This is a genomic window from Zobellella sp. An-6, from assembly GCF_052487945.1.
This window is the reverse complement of sequence record NZ_CP199259.1, coordinates 980618-999763: the sequence shown is the minus strand read 5'-3', so window position 1 is coordinate 999763 and position 19146 is coordinate 980618. Positions and strand designations below refer to the sequence as shown.

The 19146-nt window shown below is 62.7% G+C and carries 17 protein-coding genes; 11 read left to right on the top strand and 6 right to left on the bottom strand.

Annotated features, from left to right (window positions below; genetic code table 11):
- Nucleotides 1-194: 194 nt before the first annotated feature.
- From rfbB to hepT, 5 genes are all read left to right on the top strand, one after another.
- On the top strand, nt 195-1262 hold the full coding sequence (gene rfbB, locus ACT7DK_RS04550; protein WP_445396757.1) for a dTDP-glucose 4,6-dehydratase: 1068 nt from the start codon (nt 195-197) through the stop codon (nt 1260-1262).
- A complete protein-coding gene (rfbD, locus tag ACT7DK_RS04545; protein WP_445396755.1) occupies nt 1262-2167 on the top strand; it encodes a dTDP-4-dehydrorhamnose reductase in 906 nt (301 codons plus the stop codon). Before rfbB ends, rfbD begins: the two co-directional genes overlap by 1 nt.
- Nucleotides 2154-3041 (top strand): glucose-1-phosphate thymidylyltransferase RfbA, encoded by an 888-nt coding sequence (gene rfbA, locus ACT7DK_RS04540; protein WP_445396753.1) that lies wholly within the window; start codon nt 2154-2156, stop codon nt 3039-3041. The genes rfbD and rfbA overlap by 14 nt, the downstream gene beginning before the upstream one ends.
- Nucleotides 3038-3583 carry a dTDP-4-dehydrorhamnose 3,5-epimerase gene (rfbC, locus tag ACT7DK_RS04535; protein ID WP_445396751.1) on the top strand — a complete coding sequence of 182 codons (546 nt, stop codon included), beginning with the start codon at nt 3038-3040 and terminating at the stop codon, nt 3581-3583. The genes rfbA and rfbC overlap by 4 nt, the downstream gene beginning before the upstream one ends.
- Nucleotides 3584-4367: 784 nt before the next feature.
- Nucleotides 4368-5177, top strand: a complete 810-nt coding sequence (gene hepT, locus ACT7DK_RS04530) for a type VII toxin-antitoxin system HepT family RNase toxin (RefSeq protein WP_445396749.1) — start codon at nt 4368-4370, stop codon at nt 5175-5177.
- A 104-nt stretch (nt 5178-5281) separates the two neighbouring features.
- Here hepT and ACT7DK_RS04525 read toward each other — a convergent pair whose 3' ends face one another.
- Together ACT7DK_RS04525 and ACT7DK_RS04520 are read right to left on the bottom strand one after the other, a co-directional pair.
- A complete protein-coding gene (locus tag ACT7DK_RS04525; RefSeq protein WP_445396747.1) occupies nt 5282-5599 on the bottom strand; it encodes a helix-turn-helix domain-containing protein in 318 nt (105 codons plus the stop codon).
- On the bottom strand, nt 5599-6954 hold the full coding sequence (locus ACT7DK_RS04520) for a type II toxin-antitoxin system HipA family toxin (protein WP_445396745.1): 1356 nt from the start codon (nt 6952-6954) through the stop codon (nt 5599-5601). Before ACT7DK_RS04520 ends, ACT7DK_RS04525 begins: the two co-directional genes overlap by 1 nt.
- Nucleotides 6955-7541: 587 nt before the next feature.
- Between ACT7DK_RS04520 and ACT7DK_RS04515 the strand changes: the two genes are divergently transcribed.
- The 4 genes from ACT7DK_RS04515 (at nt 7542) to ACT7DK_RS04500 (ending at nt 12930) form a co-directional block, all read left to right on the top strand.
- Complete coding sequence (locus ACT7DK_RS04515) at nt 7542-9083, top strand: AAA family ATPase (RefSeq protein WP_445396743.1); 1542 nt, start codon at nt 7542-7544, stop codon at nt 9081-9083.
- 32 nt (nt 9084-9115) lie between these two features.
- On the top strand, nt 9116-11251 hold the full coding sequence (locus tag ACT7DK_RS04510; protein WP_445396741.1) for a capsular polysaccharide biosynthesis protein: 2136 nt from the start codon (nt 9116-9118) through the stop codon (nt 11249-11251).
- Between the two features lie 137 nt (nt 11252-11388).
- Complete coding sequence (locus tag ACT7DK_RS04505) at nt 11389-12441, top strand: helix-turn-helix domain-containing protein (protein ID WP_445396739.1); 1053 nt, start codon at nt 11389-11391, stop codon at nt 12439-12441.
- Nucleotides 12442-12930, top strand: coding sequence for a PIN domain-containing protein (locus tag ACT7DK_RS04500; RefSeq protein ID WP_445396737.1), 489 nt, complete (start codon nt 12442-12444; stop codon nt 12928-12930).
- A 135-nt stretch (nt 12931-13065) separates the two neighbouring features.
- Here ACT7DK_RS04500 and ACT7DK_RS04495 read toward each other — a convergent pair whose 3' ends face one another.
- Nucleotides 13066-13512, bottom strand: a complete 447-nt coding sequence (locus ACT7DK_RS04495) for a Spy/CpxP family protein refolding chaperone (RefSeq protein ID WP_445396735.1) — start codon at nt 13510-13512, stop codon at nt 13066-13068.
- A 172-nt stretch (nt 13513-13684) separates the two neighbouring features.
- The gene (locus tag ACT7DK_RS04490; protein ID WP_445396733.1) at nt 13685-14224 is read right to left on the bottom strand and encodes a glycine betaine ABC transporter substrate-binding protein; all 540 of its coding nucleotides are present in this window, start codon (nt 14222-14224) and stop codon (nt 13685-13687) included.
- A 345-nt stretch (nt 14225-14569) separates the two neighbouring features.
- Between ACT7DK_RS04490 and ACT7DK_RS04485 the strand changes: the two genes are divergently transcribed.
- Nucleotides 14570-15334, top strand: coding sequence for a hypothetical protein (locus tag ACT7DK_RS04485; protein ID WP_445396731.1), 765 nt, complete (start codon nt 14570-14572; stop codon nt 15332-15334).
- Nucleotides 15335-15513: 179 nt separating this feature from the next.
- On the top strand, nt 15514-16002 hold the full coding sequence (locus tag ACT7DK_RS04480; RefSeq protein ID WP_445396728.1) for a Mut7-C RNAse domain-containing protein: 489 nt from the start codon (nt 15514-15516) through the stop codon (nt 16000-16002).
- Here the strand turns inward: ACT7DK_RS04480 and ACT7DK_RS04475 are convergent.
- Nucleotides 15999-17444 (bottom strand): NAD-dependent succinate-semialdehyde dehydrogenase, encoded by a 1446-nt coding sequence (locus tag ACT7DK_RS04475; RefSeq protein WP_445396726.1) that lies wholly within the window; start codon nt 17442-17444, stop codon nt 15999-16001. The two genes, ACT7DK_RS04480 and ACT7DK_RS04475, sit on opposite strands and share 4 nt — an antisense overlap.
- Nucleotides 17445-17623: 179 nt before the next feature.
- Nucleotides 17624-19117 carry an alanine/glycine:cation symporter family protein gene (locus ACT7DK_RS04470; RefSeq protein ID WP_445396724.1) on the bottom strand — a complete coding sequence of 498 codons (1494 nt, stop codon included), beginning with the start codon at nt 19115-19117 and terminating at the stop codon, nt 17624-17626.
- Nucleotides 19118-19146: the final 29 nt, after the last annotated feature.

Genomic DNA, 19146 nt, shown 5'->3' with positions numbered 1-19146 from the left:
GGGATCCAGATGCCAACGCAGTATTGTGCCCGCCCTGGACTCCCGCCTTCGCGGGAGTGACGGGGTAAGCGCTGAGTGACGGGGTAAGCGCTGAGTGACGGGGATCGGAACGGTCCATTGAAATGGCTCCGGCAGGCCCCGCCGAATTGATGCGGCCGCTATCGAAAAACCAACCATCTGGGCACAACAATACCATGCGCAACATTCTGATTACCGGCGGTGCCGGTTTTATTGGTTCGGCGGTGATCCGCCACATTATTCAGCACACGCCCGACGCTGTGGTGAACGTGGACAAGCTCACCTACGCCGGCAACCTCGAATCATTGGCCGGGGTAATGGACTCGCCCCGTTACCGCTTTGCCCGGCTCGACATTGGTGATCGCGCCGGGCTGGATGCGCTGTTTGCCGAGCATCAGCCGGATGCGGTGATGCACCTGGCGGCGGAAAGCCATGTGGACAGATCCATTTCCGGCCCGGCCGAGTTCATTACCACCAACATTGTCGGCACCTATACCCTGCTGGAGGCGGCCCGCCACTACTGGAACGGCCTGGACAACAAACGCAAGGCGGCGTTTCGCTTTCATCATGTGTCTACCGACGAGGTCTATGGCGACCTGCACGGCACCGCCGATCTCTTTACCGAAAGCACGCCCTATGCCCCCAGCAGCCCCTATTCGGCCTCCAAGGCGTCGAGCGATCACCTGGTGCGCGCCTGGCAGCGCACCTATGGCCTGCCCACCCTGATCACCAACTGCTCCAACAACTACGGCCCCTGCCACTTTCCGGAAAAGCTGATCCCGCTGGTGATCCTCAACGCGCTGGAAGGCAAGCCCCTGCCCGTTTACGGCCAGGGCGACCAGGTGCGCGACTGGCTGTATGTGGAAGACCACGCCCGGGCCTTGTACAAGGTGGTCTGCCGGGGCGCGGTGGGCGAAACCTACAATATCGGTGGCCACAACGAAAAAACCAACCTGGAGGTGGTGCACGCCATTTGCCGCCTGCTGGACGAGCTGGCCCCCTCGCCTTTCAGCCCTTATGCCTCGCTGATCACGCACGTGGCCGACCGGCCGGGTCACGACCGGCGCTACGCCATCGATGCCGGCAAAATAGCGCGGGAACTGGGCTGGACGCCGCAGGAGACGTTTGAAAGCGGCCTGCGCAAAACCGTGGCATGGTACCTGGCCAATCAGGCCTGGGTGAGCCATGTGAAAAGCGGCGAATACCGGCAGTGGCTGGCGCAGCACTATGGTGGACAGGGCTGATGCATATCTTGCTGCTGGGTAAAAACGGCCAGGTGGGCTGGGAGCTGCAACGGGCCCTGGCTCCGCTGGGGCGACTCACGACACTGGATCGCCACAGTTCCGATTATTGCGGCGATCTGGCCAGGCCGGAGCGGCTGGCACAAACGGTACGGGCCCTCAGGCCGGATGTGATTGTTAATGCGGCGGCGTACACGGCGGTGGACAAGGCGGAAACCGAGCGGGAGCTGGCCACCCTGGTGAACGCCACCGGTGTGGAGGTGCTGGCCCGGGAAGCGGAGGCGCTGGGCGCCTGGCTGGTGCATTATTCCACCGATTACGTATTTGATGGTTCGGGCAACCAGCCCTGGCGGGAGCATGACCCCACCGGGCCGCTTAACCACTATGGCGCCGGCAAGCTGGCCGGCGAGCAGGCCATTGCCCGCCACTGTTCGCGCCACCTGATTTTTCGCACCAGTTGGGTGTATGCCGCCCGCGGCAACAACTTTGCAAAAACCATGCTGCGCCTGGGCTGCGAGCGGCAAGAGCTGAGCGTGGTGAGTGACCAGATCGGCGCGCCCACCGCTGCGGCGCTGATTGCGGATGTCACCGCCCATGCCCTGCGCCGGGCCAGGGCGCGGCCGGCCCTGGCCGGGCTTTACCACCTGGCGGCGGCGGGGGCGACCAGCTGGCATGGCTACGCCGCCTTTGTCTTTGAGCAGGCCCGCCGGGCGGGCATGGCGCTGGCCCTGAGCCGGCTCAACCCCATTGCCGGCAGCGCCTGGCCCACCCCGGCCCCGCGCCCGCTTAATTCCCGCCTGGATTGTCGCAAGCTGGAAGCGGCCTTTGATATTATGCTGCCGCCCTGGCAGCAGGCGCTGGCACACACGCTTACCGAGATCCTGGAGCGAAACATTGACCCATCGTAAAGGCATTATCCTGGCCGGCGGTTCCGGCACCCGGCTTTATCCGGTGACCATGGCGGTAAGCAAGCAACTGCTGCCGGTATATGACAAGCCGATGATCTATTACCCGCTTTGCACCCTGATGCTGGCCGGCATTCGCGACATTTTGATCATCAGCACCCCACAGGATACCCCCCGCTTTGAGCAGTTGCTGGGCGATGGCGCCCAATGGGGGCTGAACCTGCAGTATGCGGTGCAGCCCAGCCCCGATGGCCTGGCCCAGGCCTTTATCATCGGTGCCGACTTTATCGGCGACGCGCCCTGCGCCCTGATCCTGGGCGACAATATTTTTTTCGGCCACGACCTGCCCAAAGAGCTGGCCAAAGCCCACACCCAAGCCGGCGGCGCCACCGTGTTTGCCTACCATGTGCAGGACCCCGAGCGCTACGGCGTGGTGGAGTTTAACGACCATGGCCAGGCCCTGTCGCTGGAAGAAAAGCCGGCCCACCCCAAGAGCAACTATGCGGTCACCGGCCTGTATTTCTACGACAACCAGGTGGTGGACATTGCCCGTGGCCTTAGCCCCTCCGCCCGGGGGGAGCTGGAAATTACCGACATCAACAAGGCCTACCTGAGCCGGGGCGAACTGGCGGTGTCCATCATGGGCCGGGGCTATGCCTGGCTGGACACGGGCACCCACGACAGCCTGATCGAGGCGGGCAGCTTTATTCAGACCATAGAGCACCGCCAGGGGCTTAAGGTGGCCTGCCCGGAAGAAATTGCCTGGCGCAAAGGCTTTATCGATGCCGAGCAAGTGCAACGCCTGGCGGCGCCCCTGGCCAAGAATGCCTACGGCCAATATCTGTTGAACATGATTAAACCCGGATTTCGCCCATGAACCTCATAGCTACCGCCATTCCCGATGTACTGATCCTCGAACCCCGGGTATTTGGTGATGAACGCGGCTTTTTTTATGAAAGCTTGAACCAGCGCCGGTTTGAGCAGGCCATTGACCGGAGCCTGACCTTTGTACAGGACAACCATTCCCGCTCGGCCAGGGGAGTGCTGCGCGGCCTGCATTACCAGGTTGAGCAGCCCCAGGGCAAGCTGGTGCGCTGCACCCTGGGCGAGGTGTTCGATGTGGCGGTGGACATTCGCCGGGGCTCGCCCACCTTCGGGCACTGGGTGGGGGTGCATCTGTCGGCCGACAACAAGCGCCAGCTATGGATACCGGAAGGCTTTGCCCACGGTTTTGTGGTGCTGTCGGAGGTGGCCGAGTTTTTGTATAAGACCACCGATTATTACGCCCCCGAGCATGAACGCGCTATTCGCTGGGATGACCCCACCCTGGGGATTGAATGGCCCCTGCCCCTGGCGCCCCTGCTCTCGGAAAAAGACAAAAAAGCCCCGCTGTTTGCGGATGCCGAGCTGCCGGGCTGACCCCGGCGCCTACCGTCATCCCCCATCGTCATCTCCGCTTCTTGTCATCCTCGCGCGCCCCTACCATCATCCTCGCTCCCACAGCCGTCATCCCCGCGAAGGCGGGGATCCAGAGGCCCGGCGCGACATTGTGCATACCGCCCTGGACTCCCGCCTTCGCGGGAGTGACGGAGAAAGTGCGGGAGTGACGGGAATATCATTCCCGCTCCCACTGCCGTCATCCCCGCGTAGGCGGGGATCCAGAGGCCCGGCGCGACATTGTGCATACCGCCCTGGACTCCCGCCTTCGCGGGAGTGACGGAGAAAGTGTGGGAGTGACGGGAATATCATTCCCGCTCCCACTGCCGTCATCCCCGCGTAGGCGGGGATCCAGATGCCCGGCACGGCATGGTGCATACCGTCCTGGACTCCCGCCTTCGCGGGAGTGACGGGGAAAGTGCGGGAGTGACGGGGAAAATGCGGGAGTGACGGAGAAAGTACGGGAGTGGCGGGGAAAGTACGGGAGTGACGGGGAAAGTGCGGGAGTGACGGGGAAAGTGCAGGAGTGCGGGGAACCCGGAACACAGGCGGCAAGGTAAAACCACCGCGCAATCCCACCAAGGGTCGAATTTATTCGACCGAACCACCGCGCCGGCGGTGGGAGGTCCATTGAAATGGACCCTACGGCAGACCCCGGCGTAACCCCTTTCGCCTTGATGATGCTCCTTCTCATACAAAGCCTGCTGCCCGGATTTCAATTCGATATACTGTTTCACATCACGCCTTAAGCGGAAAAGAGGTCGGCATGGAGCAACTTGCGAAGATTATTGAGCTGGCGCGCCGGCGGCCGGACATTGCCGCGCTGTGGCTTTATGGCTCTCGGGCAAGAGGGGATCATCATGCCGCCAGCGACTACGATTTTGGGGTGGTGTTTACCAGCTGGCTGCCGGATGCGCTCTCCCGCCGGTTGAGGCCGGAAGAAGTGGCGATAGACTGGCAACACCGGCTTGCCATGCCGGAAGGTTCCATCAGCGTGGTGGATCTGGCCATTGCTCCCATTCCCCTTGGCTGGAATGTACTGGATCAGGGCAAGCTGCTGCTGGATCAGTTTCCTGCCCACCGCATGCAAGCGGAGCAGCGCATTTATTCCATGTGGGAGCTGGACTTGTTCATGCCAACAAAACCGGAGGGCTGCATGAATAACACCGGGCCAAATGCCTACTTGAATGCGCAAAAAGAGCATGTCGACCAGTGTGAGCTGGACCTGGCCGAGCTTAAGCGGCGGCTGCAGCAGGGGCCCTGGAGCCGGTTTGAGCAAAGGGCTGCCGAGCGGACGCTTCAGGTACTTATTGAGTCTTGCATTGGCCTGGCCAAGCACTGGGCCAGGAAGGAAACCGGCATGGCCAGCAACGAGGCACTCACCGCATTCAACCGGCTGGCCGAAAAAGGAGTGATCGATAAAAATACGCCCTGGCGCAAGGTGATTGGCCTGAGAAATGCCTTGGTGCACGATTACCTCGAGGTCGACCCCGCCATAGTGCACGATGTGGTGTTATCCGGCTATCACCAGGCGTTGCTCGACTTTGCCCGCCAGGGCATCAAGGCATTGGGTTAATCCCACCCCTGGGGGGTTCGTAATCTTGCCCTGGGGACGGTCCACTGAAGTGGATCCTACGGTAGCCCCCGATGTAACCCTCCGCCGCCCGTAGGTCGAATTTATTAGCCCACCCCCGGCATTTCGCCGGCCAGCATTTTTTTCATCAGGGTCGGGCTGCGGGGCAACAGGCCGGCCCTGAGGCCGAAGGGTTTGAAAATGGCGTTAAGCACCGCCAGCGTTGGGCTGCCGGTGTCCCGCTCTACGTCCGACAAGGTCCGCCGGCTCACGCCCACCAGGGCTGCGTATTCGGTTTGCGACATGTTCAGCAGCTCTTTTCTCAGGGTACGCAGCAGTTTTCCTTCGGTGATCTCACCGCTGAACAGTTGGGTAAGCAGGGCAATCAGCAAGGCTTCCCGTTCGGTAGGGCTCGGCTTTTTCATTAAAGTAATTTCCAGCTTTCCAGTTTGGCATCCAGGTAATCAAACCCCATCACCGGCATCTTGATGATGCTGTCGGGCACGCCCCGGCTTTGCAGACGCTGCTTAAGCCCGACCAGTTTTCGGGCCAGTTCGCCCAGCTCATCCAGCAGCTGCGCCGGTTCAACCAGATCCGCCAGCGCTTCGGCAATGGCCTGCCAGTGAAAATGGCCGCCTTCTTCCAGCGGGCTGCCCCAGGTGGTGGCCCTGGGCACCGTTTCCGGGTCGGCCTTCATGGGCGCAAAGTCGTACACCGGCGAGAGCCAGATCCCTTCGGGCTTTTTCAGCAGGGCGGTGTTGCGGCCGTGGTTGTCCGAGTTGCCAAAGGCCACGTTCAACAGATCCCGCTTTACCCACTCAATCACAAATGCCTGCCGCGCAAACTTTTCCCCCAGCTCCGTTACCCGGTGTTGCTTTTCCAGCAGCGTAACCAGGCTGCGCAGTACATCCTGATGCTTTAAATAGCTGCCCGGTGCCTTGTTGAACACCGAGTAAACGGATTCCAGCCCGTAGCGGATCTGGCGACCGTTTGCCATGGCCACGTCAAAGCGGGGCAGCCACAGGGAAGGAAAGCGTTCGCCTTCCAACAGCCGCATGCCTGCGGTGCTGATGGTGCTCACGCCCAGGCTGTGCAGCTCCTGATAATAGTGATATTCGGCGCGCAGAATGTCGCAATCGATGGGGCCGCGGTTGTTGCGCGGAAATTTAACCAGGTAATGGCCATCCGGGTTGTACGGATCGTCCTGAAAGGTGTCTATCCACACGTCATCGTTGCTTGAACAACGCAGCAGCAGCTTGGGCGCTTCCCCGCCGGCACCGGTGGCGCCCCCGCTGGCCGCACCCATTTGCTGGGCATACTCCAGAAAGTCGGTGTCGCGCTCCACCACGTCCTGCACGGAAAAACGCCGCTGCTTGAGGCCGCTGCCGGCGGGCAGCTCGGGCAAGGCTTCCTTGATGCGCAGGTTGCCAACCGGAGCTATGGTGCCCTGGCGCAGCAACTCGGTGTCCTGCCTTTCCGGTGGCATATTGCCCAGCCCCAGTTGGTTCACCCAATATCGGCGGGCCGCGCCGGCGGGCATGATGTCCTCCAAAAAGCCGAACCAGGTGGGCGAGTCGTGCGGGATCATCAGCTCCACGGGCAAGGTAAGGCCGCAGGCATGTTCGTCGTCCCGGTACTGGAACTGAATGGCGTAGTCGAAGTCGTATCCCAGCCGCACCGGTCCGCTTCTGCCGAGTTGGGGTTGCGTTATGATCAGCTCGGCCGCGTCCTGCCAGTTCCCCTGGTGGAAAATCTGAATGGTGAGGTTGATGGGTTCCACACTGAGTTACCTCGCAATGCGGTGAGAATTATATTGCTCAACAATAGCAAGGAAGCCCCTTATTGAGCAATAAAATACCCAAATAATGATTAGTCAGCTTATTTTGAGTGATATTTTGCACATTTAATTCAATCGACCGCGCCCTGGCGCTAAATAACTGATCCTAATAGTGCTACATCGACCGGGCCCCGCACGCAGACACGCCGTGAACCCATCCCTGGGGGCTCCGCCGTGCCATCCCTGACGCGGAGGGTCTGCTTAGCGGAACCCGGTCGTTGCCGACAGTGATCTACTATTCGGAACAGCTATTTAGGTGATTGGCCGGAGAAAGAAATGCCTTGGTGCACCATGACCTCGAGGTCGACCCCGCCATAGTGCAGGATGTGGTGTTATCCGGCTATCACCAGGCGTTGCTCGACTTTGCCCGCCAGGGCATCAAGGCATTGGGTTAATCCCTGCCTGTTGCGCTGTGGGTGGTCCACTGTGCCCTGGCCCCGGGCACCGGTAGACACGCCCTTAATTGTCTCCGGCCCCTTTTTTGCGCTGTGCTACAATGGCCGTTTCTTCCGGGCCGACAGGAGCAAACCATGGCAGGGCGACGCAAGCTTCCCACCGGGGTGCAATCTTTCGAGAAGATCCGCACCGGCGGCTATTACTATGTGGATAAAACCCCCTTTATCCACCGGTTGCTAGAGCAGGGCAGCTACTACTTTCTGTCCCGCCCGCGCCGCTTCGGCAAAAGCCTGCTGCTCGACACCCTGCACCAGCTGTTCGAGGCCAAAGAGCCCTTGTTCCAGGGCCTCTTTATCCACGGCCAGTGGGACTGGTCTCGTCCCCGCCCGGTGGTCCGCCTGGGATTTGGCAGCGGGGTGATGAACGGGCGCCCGCTACTCGACCAAAATATCCACGAGCAACTGAACGAACAGGCCGAGCGGCTGGGAGTAAGCCTGGTTAACGAGACCATAGGCGGCCGCTTTGGCGAACTTATCCGCCGTGCCCATGAGCAACATGGCGAACAGGTGGCGGTGCTGATCGACGAATACGACAAGCCGATCCTGGACAACATCACCGATACGGCCATCGCCACCGAGCTGCGCGAGGGGCTGAAAAACCTGTATTCGGTGCTGAAAGACGCCGACCCCCACCTCTGTTTTTGCCTGCTGACCGGGGTGTCCAAATTCAGCAAGGTCAGCCTGTTCTCCGGGCTGAACAACCTGCGGGATATCACCCTGTCCAGGGATTATGCGGCCATCTGCGGTTATACCGAGCAGGATCTGGATACCGTGTTCGCGCCCGAGCTGCCGGGGCTGGATCGGGGGCAGATAAAAACCTGGTACAACGGCTACAACTGGGACGGCGAGCCGGTATACAACCCCTTCGATGTGCTGTTGCTGTTTCAGGAGCGGGAATTCCGCCCCTACTGGTTCGAGAGCGCTACCCCCGGCTTTCTGGTCAAACTGCTGGCCGAGCGCGGCTTTTTCACCCCGCAGCTGGACCGGCTGGAAAGCCCGCTCAACCTGCTGGGGCAGTTTGACGTAGACAATATCAGCACCGAGGCGCTGCTGTTCCAGACCGGTTATCTCACCATCCGCCACAAGGAGGAGCCGGTGCCCAGCTACTGGCTCTATACCCTGGGCTACCCCAACCGGGAGGTGGAAGCCAGCCTCAACCAGGCCCTGCTGCCCCGGCTGGGGCTGGACAGCGCCGAACCCACCATTCGCCTGCTGCGGGTATTACAGGCCAACGACTTTGCCGCCCTGGAGCAGCATTTCAAATCCCTGTTCGCCGCCCTGCCCCACGACTGGTATCGCAACAACCCCATCGCCAGATACGAGGGCCACTACGCCAGCGTGTTCTACAGCCATATTGCCGCCTTGGGCCTCGCGGTGACGGTGGAGGACGCCTCCAACACCGGCAAGGTGGACATGGCGGTCGACTTTAACGGCCAGATTTACCTGTTCGAATTCAAGGTGGTGGAGCAACTGCCCGAAGGCAAGGCGCTGCAACAGCTTAAAGAGAAGAATTACGCGGAAAAATACCGCACCCGGGGTTTGCCCATCCACCTGATCGGGGTGGAATTTTCCCGCGAGCGGCGGCAAATCGTCGCCTTCGAGCGGGAGCAGGCGTAACCCCCGGAAAAAGGGGTCGGAGCAATTATCCTATGCTGTTAACTATTTCTTTGGGCATCTGGCGCCAGCGCCGGGTGCTGAATGCGTTTTTGGCTCCGCACGCCATTGGCTGGCCGGCAACGGCCGGCGCCTCGGCCGTGGTGGGCTGGGGCATGAAGCCCAATACCAAACGTGCCCGCCGGCTGGCGGCGTGGCGGGGCCTGCCGTTCTGGCAGCTGGAAGACGGCTTTGTCGGCTACATCGGCCACCCGGCGTCCGGCGCCACCCGGCTGTCGTTGCTGGTGGACGAGCTGGGCGTGTATTACGACGCCACCCGCCCCAGCCGGCTGGAGCAAATGCTGCAGGATATAAGCTGGTGGAGCCAGAACTGGCAACGGCGGGCGGAGCAGCTGCGGGAGCGGCTGGTCGGCCAGGGGATCACCAAGTACAACTGCTATGCCGATAACCGGCTGCCGCCGGCGGTGGCGGCCCGGCTGGATGCCGCCCGCCCCCGGGTGCTGCTGGTGGACCAGACCCGGGGCGATCAGGCGGTGCGCCTGGGGCTGGCGAATGAGCAGTCCTTTATGGCGATGCTGGCCGCCGCCCGCGACGAGAACCCCGACGCCCAGCTGATCATCCGCACCCACCCGGATGTGCTGCTGGGCAAAAAGCGGGGCTATCTGACCGGGGCGGCGGGAGACGATGTGCTGCTGCTGGCCGACAGCATCAATCCCTTTGCGCTGATGGCGGCGGTGGACAAGGTGTATACCGTTACCTCCCAGCTGGGGTTCGAGGCGCTGCTGGCCGGCAAGCCGGTGGTGTGCTTTGGCGCGCCCTTTTATGCCGGCTGGGGGGTCACGGACGACCGGGTGGCGGTGCCGCGCCGGGGCGTGGAGCGCACCGTGCCGCAGTTGCTGGCGGCGGCTTATCTGCGTTATTGCCGTTATGTGGATCCCGTCACCGGCGAGCACTGCGAGCTGGAAGATCTGCTGGACCTGATTGTGGCCCAGCGCCCGCCGGTGCCGCCGGTGGATACCCTGTATGCGGTGGGTTTTTCGCTGTGGCGGCGGCGTTTTGCGCCCCGGTTTTTAAGCCGTTATGCGCGCCAGGTGACCTTTGTTGACCGCCCGCCGGCAGGGTTGGATTTATTCGAGCAACAGGCGGACGTGGATTCCCGCCTGCGCGGGAATGACAGACAACTGGATTCCCGCCTGCGCGGGAATGGCAAAGGGGGACGCGGGAACGACACTTCCCCTTCTCGGGCCGTGCTGGTGTGGGGCCGCAAATTTGAATCGCAACTGGCCGGTTGCCCGCTGCCGGTGTGGCGGATGGAAGACGGCTTTTTGCGCTCGGTGGGGCTGGGCTCGGATCTGCGCCGCCCGGGCTCCCTGGTCATCGATAACCAGGGCATCTATTACGATCCGCGCACGCCCAGCGCCATCGAGCATTACCTGGCCAGCCATGAGTTCGGCCCGCATGAGCTGGCCCAGGGCGAGCAGTTGCTGGCCCATTTCAAGGCCCGGGCGCTCACCAAGTACAACGTGGGCACCCAGGTTGAGCTGGGCTGGCGAACGCCGGCCGGCAGGCGGACCATTATCCTGGTGCCCGGCCAGGTGGATGACGATGCCTCCATCCTGCTGGGCAGCCCCTTTGTGCAGGGCAACGCCGCCCTGCTGCAGGCGGTGCGCGCCGCCCACCCCGACGCCTTTATCGTGTTCAAGCCGCACCCGGACGTGGTGAGCGGCAACCGCCGTGGCCGGGTGCCGGAGGCGGTGCTGGCCCGCTGCGCCGATCTGGTGGAAACCCGGGCCGGCATTGTGGCCTGCCTGGACGAGTGCGACGCCGTGCATACCCTGACCTCCCTCACCGGGCTGGAGGCCTTGATCCGCGGCAGGCCGGTCACGGTATGGGGCCAGCCGTTTTACGCCGGCTGGGGTCTTACGGACGATCAACACCCGCTCGGCCGCCGGGGCCGCGCCCTGCCGCTGGCCGCGCTGGTGTACGCCACCTATGCCTGGTACCCGAGCTATGTGGATTACCCCACCGGGCTGTACAGCACCCCCTTGCGCATGGCCTGGCGGCTGGACCGGGAGCGGGCGCAATTCAGGGAGCCGGACACCGCCCTGCTGGGCTGGGCCCTCCGCCGGCTGCGCAAGGCGCGGTTTTTGTGGGAAGCGTTACGGGGCTGACGTGTGGCTCGTGCCCACACTGAGCCTGAGGATCCGAACCGGATCCGGCCTGAGGGCCATGCCGCCGGCATAGCCAGGACTGCCTTTACGGTTTACAATAACCAGGAAAATAACTGTTTTATAAACCGGAGGTCAGTATGATTGGTGAGCGATTAAAGCGAGCCCGTGCTGCTGCTGGCCTGTCGATGGAAAAGCTCGGCAAGGCGGCAGGTGTAAGTGCGAACATGATCAAGAAGTACGAGCATGATCACAGCATGCCGTCCTCTCCTGTGCTCATAAAAATGGCCGACGTATTGGGTGTACGCATCGAATTTTTCTTCAGGCCGGTTAGAGTTCACCTTTCCGGGGTGGAGTACCGTAAAAAGTCCAGCGTCCCACAAAAGGTGCTGGATCGTATTACCGCCGACGTGCTGGACCAGGCCGAACGCTGGTTTGAGCTCAGAAACCTCTGGCCTGCTTTTCCTGTTCCCGACTTTTCCTTACCCGAAAGCCTGCCTGAAATTAACTCTGTTGAGGATGTTGAACAGTTTAGCCTCGCAGTAAGAAATCAGTGGCAGCTGGGGCTAAACCCCTTGCCCGATTTGATCGACTTGCTGGAGTCAAAAGGCATTCTGGTGATTATCACTGCATCCGAACAGGCCGATAAATTCGATGGATTGCAGGCAAAGGTTGAAGGTCAGCCCATTGTTGTTGTTTCCAGCCAGTGGCCCGGGTGTCGCCAGCGTTTTACCTTGGCTCACGAACTGGGGCATTTACTCTTACATGAAAGTTTGCCTTCAACCATGGATGAAGAGGTTGCCTGTAATCGGTTTGCCTCCTCCTTCTTGTTGCCGGCTGTTGGGGCTTTTGAGCATCTTGGCAACCAGCGAAGAAAAATTGACTGGAAAGAACTTCACCTGCTCAAACATGAGTATGGCCTGAGCATGGCCGGCATTCTTTACCGTTGCAAAGATCTTAATATTCTGGAAGAACACCAATATAAAAAGCAATTTATCGAGTTTTCTGCACGAGGCTGGCGAAAAGCCGAGCCCGGTGAGCCGTACCCTGCCGAGCACACTCTGTTGTTTGAGCAACTGGTGTATCGTGGTGCAGGTGAAGGTATTATTTCAGATGCCAAAGCAGCGGAATTACTGAAAATACCCTTGGCTATGTTCCGCCAGTCAAAGATGATGGAAGGAGCACAAGCATAAATGCAGGTGCTGATTAGTGATGCCAATGTTCTGATTGATATGGAGGCCGGGCAACTGCTGGACTTGATGTTTCAGTTACCCTTTCAGTTTAAGGTATCTGATTTGCTTTATCATGATGAACTTTCCCATCAGCATTCTCACTTGCTTGGTTTGGGCCTGGTTTTGGCGGAACTGACGTCTGAAGGAATGGTAGAGGCTTTCAGAATGACGCAAACCTATGCCGGACCCAGCCGCTATGATTGCTTTTCTTTGGCCCTTGCCAAACAGGAATCTTGCCCTCTTCTGACCGGGGACAATGATTTACGAAAAGCCGCCAGCAAGGAAGCGGTAGTTGTAATGGGAACAATTTGGGTTGTTGAACAGCTCGTTGTATACGGATTACTCAATAAAATAAATGCACGTGCTGCATATGACAATATGAAAGCGGCCGGCAGCCGCTTGCCTTGGGACATGGCACTATCGCGCCTGGACGATATTGAAAAGCCATGAGCCTTCTCAAGCAGGTTCGCCGGTGCCCGGCACGGACAGGCCGCGAGGCGGCTGCGGCGCTGCGCTTTGCCGTCCATGGCCGGGCACGAGCGGCGGAGCATGCCTGGCTCGTGCCCTGGGCACCCGGGAGCCGGGTTATTGCGGTTTCAGGATCTCGTTCATTTTTTCCTGGGCATCGAGCCGCAGCTCCAGCATCTTGAGGTGGATGTCGCTCATCTTGCGGTGCAGCTCCAGTATGGCGGCCTTGTCTTGAGGGGCGTCGGACATCATCTGGTCGGCTTGCAGCTTGTGCATTTCCTGCATCTGCTCCCAGTGGGCGGCATGCAGCTCCTGCTGCAGGGCCGACAGCGCCTGCTGCTGTTGTTCGGTCAGGGGCCCCTGGGCTCCCGCCATCCAGCCCGAATGCATGCCCATGGAGCCGCAGGGCATGCCGCCATCCATCATGGGTCCCATGCCCATGCCCATGCCGGAACCCTGCATCATGCCCATGCCCGGCCCCATGCCCTGGGCCAGGGCCGGCCCTCCCGCCCCCAGCGCCATTCCCAGCACCAGTACCCGCGTCCATGAAAATCGCCTGTTCATAGCTTGTCCTCCAAAGGGTATCGGCGGCGACGCTCGGCCACCGCCTGCTGAGTCTAGTCCGGTGCGCCGGTCGCCACCATGACCCCGGTCAAGCTTGCCCCGATTTGTCGCTCAAAAGCACGGGCGGCGGAAATCGGGCCCGCCGGCCATGGAGACCGCCGCAGGCGCGGCGTTATTCCGGTGCGGCCGGGGGCTGGCGCTGCGCCAGCCAGGCCGCGGCGGCCTGCTCCCAGTCGCCGCTTTGCTCCCACTCGGCCAGCACCCGCTCCAGCTCCGGCTGCTGCCAGCGCAGCCCGGCCAGGATCGCCAGGGCCTCGGGCGCGTCCTGCTCCAGGGCGCGCCGGGCCAGGGTATGGGGCCTGTCGCCTGCCGGCCGCCGGGTCCCGTCGAGCCCGGGCCCGAGATAGTTGGGCCCCAGGTCGTGCAAGCGCTCGAAAAAGCGTTCCACGAAGGGGGCCGAGGCCTCGGGCATCCAGATGCTCAGGCTGGCGTCCGCCTCACCGGCCCACAGCCGCTGCCAGCTCTGGCCGAGGTTGGCCCGGCCGATGCTCACCTCGAAGCCCGCCTGCTCCAGCACGGCCCGGGCCATATGGCTGCTGGCCAGCTCCTGCTCGCTCTCGCCGCTGAGCAGGCGGATCTCCCGCCCGGGCTCGCCGCTACAGGCGCTCAGTAACAGGGCCAGCGCCGCCCCCAGTGTTGCTGTCTTCGTCATTGCCGTCTCCTGAAAAGGGCCAAGGGTGCCAAAAAGTCGCCCCGGGATCATGCCTGGCGTTTCGGCCCGCCGTCCGCGCCGGCCATGGGACGCGATAAGCACCGCCGCACGCAGGGACTGTCGCAGCGCCGCCGTCCGCCCCGGCCGCCGAAAAAACCGCCTTTGCCGTTGAACCGGCTGGGCTTTTCCGGGGCCGTGCCGCCGGGCAGGGTACTATTTTTTTACCCCGCCGGCCTCTTTTTGGCCAATTTATGGTAACGTGCGCGCGCCTGCTCCATTTGTGCGGCCCCGTGCCGGACTCGTATAGGTAAACCTTTGTTTTTAATAAATTAAATGGATTCTCAGATGCGTCTGCTAACCCTGCTGAAAGCGGCCGCGCTCAGCCTGTTGCTGAGTGCCTGTGTGGCCCCCATGCTGGCCATGGGCCCGGGCCAGTTGATGTGGGCCCTGCTCAAACCCATGGTGGGGCTGGACCCCAACACCACCAACCTGTTCGAACAACCGGTGATCAAAACCCGGATGACCGGCCTGCTCGGCCCCCATTACGACACCACCGTCAACCTGCTGCGCACCGCCACCGAACTGCAGCAGGAAGGCCCCCTGTTCTACCTGGCCTCCCGCTATAACCCGCAGGAAGGCGCGGAGCGGGCCGGCCTGGTATGGAACTCGGAAACCAACCAGATGGCGGCCCTGCTCAATACCGGCGAACAGACCAAGGTGTTCACCGAGTCCCATACCGGCCGGGCGGCGGTGTGGCCCTCCGCCATGCAGGACTGGCTGAACCACAATTCGGCCCCGGCCCTGCTGGCCGGACCCGAGGCCTCTCCCCAGGCCGCGGCGGTGGCGCCCCAACCCCTGTTGTCGCAAGCCCTGGCACCTGCGGCGGTGCAGGAGAAGGCGCAGGCGCCGGCCGCCCAGGCGGAGCCCGCCCTCGGCCGGCTGCAGGCCGAACTGGCCGAGACCCGCGCCCAGCTGCAGGCGGCGGAGCAACAGCTGAAACGGCTGGAAACCGCCCCCCAGGCACAGTCCCAGCCCCAGGAGCAGCCCCAGGCCCAGCCGGCCGAGGACGACAAGGAAGCCGCCCTGGAAGCCATGTTCAACGGCAACTGAGCGCCGTTTTCACCGCCACGTTAGCATGGGCACCGCTTGGGTGGTGCCCCTCTCCCGCCTTCTCCTCCCTGCCCGCACATTCATCCCCCGGCGTCGCCAACCCGCTGGCGGAAGCCGGACGTCGGCCAGCCCGCCCGAGGTTACACTCAGGAAGAGAGTCGTGAACGGGAGGATACCGGATGGGTAAAAGCAGGAACCCCCGCTTTGTGGCCGATGCCATGCTGGGGCGGCTGGCGCGCTGGCTGCGGGTGCTGGACTTCGACACCCGCTACGAGCCCGCCCTGGATGATCATCGGCTGGTGGCCCTGGCCGATGCCGAGGGGCGGGTCCTGCTCACCCGGGACCGGCACCTGGTGCGTTTTCTGCGCCCGGAAAAGTCCCTGCTGATCGCCGCCTCGGCTCCCCTGGCTCAGCTGGAAGAGGTGATCCTGGCCTGCCGGCTCGGGCCGCCGCCGCGGCTGTTCCGCCGGTGCCTGCTGTGCAACAACCCCCTGAACCCGGCCCGGGCCGGGGATCTGGCCGGCCACCCGCCGCCGCTGCCGCCCGACGGCATGGCGCCGGTGTTCCAGTGCCCCGGTTGCCGCCGCCTGTACTGGCCGGGCTCCCATACCCGGCGGATGCGCGAGGCGCTGTGCCGCGCCCTGCCCGGCTGGCTGCCCGAGGATTAGCCCAGGCCGCCCAGGTTGATGTATTTGGTTTCCAGAAACTCCTCCAGGCCGATGCGGGCGCCTTCCCGGCCCAGGCCGGATTCCTTGACCCCGCCGAAGGGGGACACCTCGTTGGAGATGATGCCCTCGTTCACCCCCACCATGCCCGACTCCAGCGCCTCGGCCACCCGGATCACCCGGTTCAGATCCCTGGTGTAGAAGTAGGCGGCCAGGCCGAAGGGGGTGGCGTTGGCGCGGCGCACGGCCTCGGCCTCGTCCTTGAAGCGGAAACAGGCCGCCACCGGGCCGAAGGTTTCCTCCTGGGCCAGCTGCATCTGCTCATTGGCATCGCGGATCACGGTGGGCTGGTAGAAGGTGCCGCCGAGCGGATGGCGCGCCCCGCCGCACACCAGCTGGCCGCCCAGGGCCAGGGCGTCCGCCACGTGGCGTTCCACCTTTTCCAGCGCCGCCGGGTTGATCAGCGGCCCCTGCTGGGCGCCGGGGGTCAGGCCCTCGGCCACCTTCATGGCGGACGCGGCCTCGGCCAGGCGGGTGACGAAGGCGTCGTAGATGCCGTCCTGCACGAAGAAGCGGTTGACGCACACGCAGGTCTGGCCGGTGTTGCGGAACTTGGAGGCCAGGGCCCCGGCCACGGCCGCGTCCAGATCCGCGTCGTCGAACACGATGAAGGGGGCGTTGCCGCCCAGCTCCAGGGAGAGCTTTTTCACCGTGTCGGCGGCCCTGGCCATCAGCAGCTTGCCCACCCGGGTGGAGCCGGTAAAGGACAGCTTGCGCACCGCCGGGCTCGCCATCATGGCCTCGCCGATGGCCGGGGCATCGCCGGACACCAGGTTGAGCACCCCGGGCGGCATGCCCGCCCGCTCGGCCAGCACCGCCAGGGCGTTGGCGCAGAGGGGGGTTTCTTCCGAGGCCTTGGCCACGGCGGTGCAGCCGGCGGCGATGGCCGGCCCCACCTTGCGGGTGAGCATGGCGAAGGGGAAGTTCCAGGGGGTGATGGCGGCGATCACCCCCACCGGCTCCTTCACCACCCAGAGCCGGTTTTCCTGCCTGGGGCTGGGGATGGTTTCGCCGTAGGCGCGCTTGGCTTCTTCCGCGAACCATTCGAGGAAGCTGGCGGCATAGGCCACCTCGCCCTTGGCCTCGGTCAGGGGCTTGCCCTGCTCCAGCACCATCAGCTCGGCCAGTTCATCCTGGTGCTGCATCATCAGTTCATACCAGCGGCGCAGCACGGCGCCCCGCTCCTTGGGCGTGGTCTTGCGCCAGCGGACCAGGGCCCGCCCGGCGGCGGCGATGGCCTCCTCGGTTTCGGCGCCACCGCAGCGGGCCACCTTGGCGATGACTTCGCCGCTGGCCGGGTTGCGCACCTCGTAACTGTCGGGGCTGGTACGCCACTGGCCGTCGCAATACCAGCCGGTTTGCCACAGGGGGTTGGAAGTGTCCATCTCTCGCCTCTCCTTAAGGGGTGAATGTGCAACCATTTCTTGGTTAGACAGTAACGTTATGTTATCGGCGAGTATAGGTGCAAGCGCCCCCCCGGGGTGGGACCAGCAGCGTTTGGGCCCGGCGCCGGAATAAAAAAAAGGCCGGGAGGGTTCCCGGCCTTGTCACAAGAGTGTTCGGTTTAGGTGCGTTCCGCCTGGGCGTCGGCAACCACTTCATCGCCGACCTGAGCCGCCTTGGGCTTCTTGTCCTTGACCCAGTGGTCGGCGTTTTTGATGCCCAGCTTGGTGGGATCGAAGGTGGGATCCAGACCCTGGGCCTTCTGCGCCTCGTAGTCCTTCAGGGCCACCAGCGCCGGCTTTTGCAGCAGCAGGATGGCGACGATGTTCAGCCAGGCCATCAGGCCCACGCCGATGTCACCCAGGCCCCAGGCCACGTCCGCAGTTTTGACGGCACCGTACACCACAGAGGCCATCAGCGCGACCTTGAGGACGAAGGTCAGCCAGGGACGGTGTACCTTACGGTTGATGTAGGCCACGTTGGTTTCGGCGATGTAGTAGTAGGCCAGAATGGTGGTGAAGGCGAAGAAGAACAGCGCCACCGCCACGAAGATGCTGCCGAAACCGGGCATCACCGACTCTACCGCCGCCTGGGTGTAACCCGGACCGGCAGACACGCCCGGCAGTTGCTCGACGATGGCTTCACCAGCCTTGCCCATGACGTTGTAGGCGCCGGTGATGATCACCATGAAGGCGGTGGCGGTACAGACGAACAGGGTATCGATATACACGGAGAAGCCCTGCACCAGACCCTGCTTGGCCGGGTGGGACACCTCGGCGGCGGCGGCGGCGTGGGGGCCGGTACCCTGACCCGCTTCGTTGGAGTAGATACCGCGTTTCACGCCCCACTCGATGGCCAGGCCCAGGATGGCGCCGAAACCAGCCTTCAGGCCGAAGGCGCTGCCCACGATCAGGCTGATCACATCCGGCAGCATGCCGATGTTCATGATGATGATCACGAAGGCCACCAGGATGTAGCCCAGCGCCATGAAGGGCACCACTATCTGGGTGAAGTGGGCGATACGCTTGACCCCACCGAAGATGATCAGGCCCAGCAGCACGACCACACCGGCGGCGGACACGGAGGTGGAAATGCCGAAGGCGTTCTCAATGCCGGAGGCGATACTGTTGGCCTGAACACCGGGCAGCAGCAGGCCGCAGCCGATGATGGTGGCGAAGGCGAAGATCCAGGCATACCACTTCATGCCCAGGCCTTTCTCGATGTAGTAGGCGGGGCCACCACGATACAATCCGTTGTCGTCTTTTTCCTTGTAGATCTGCGCCAGGGTCGACTCGATAAAAGCCGTACCGGCACCCAGGAAGGCCACGACCCACATCCAGAATACGGCGCCGGGACCACCGAAGGTGATGGCGGTGGCCACACCGGCGATGTTACCTGTACCAACCCGGCCGGACAGCGACAACGCCAGGGCCTGGAAGGAGGAGATACCGGCGGGAGAGGATTCGCCTTTGAACATCAGGCGGACCATTTCCTTGACGTGCCGAACTTGCAGGAAGCGGGTGCGAAGGGAGAAGTAAAGACCTACGCCCAGACACAAATAGATCAGGGGCAGGCTCCAGATATAACCGTTAATCGCGTTAACCAAATCACTCATAGTAACGTCCTTTGTTCCGATTTCGGATG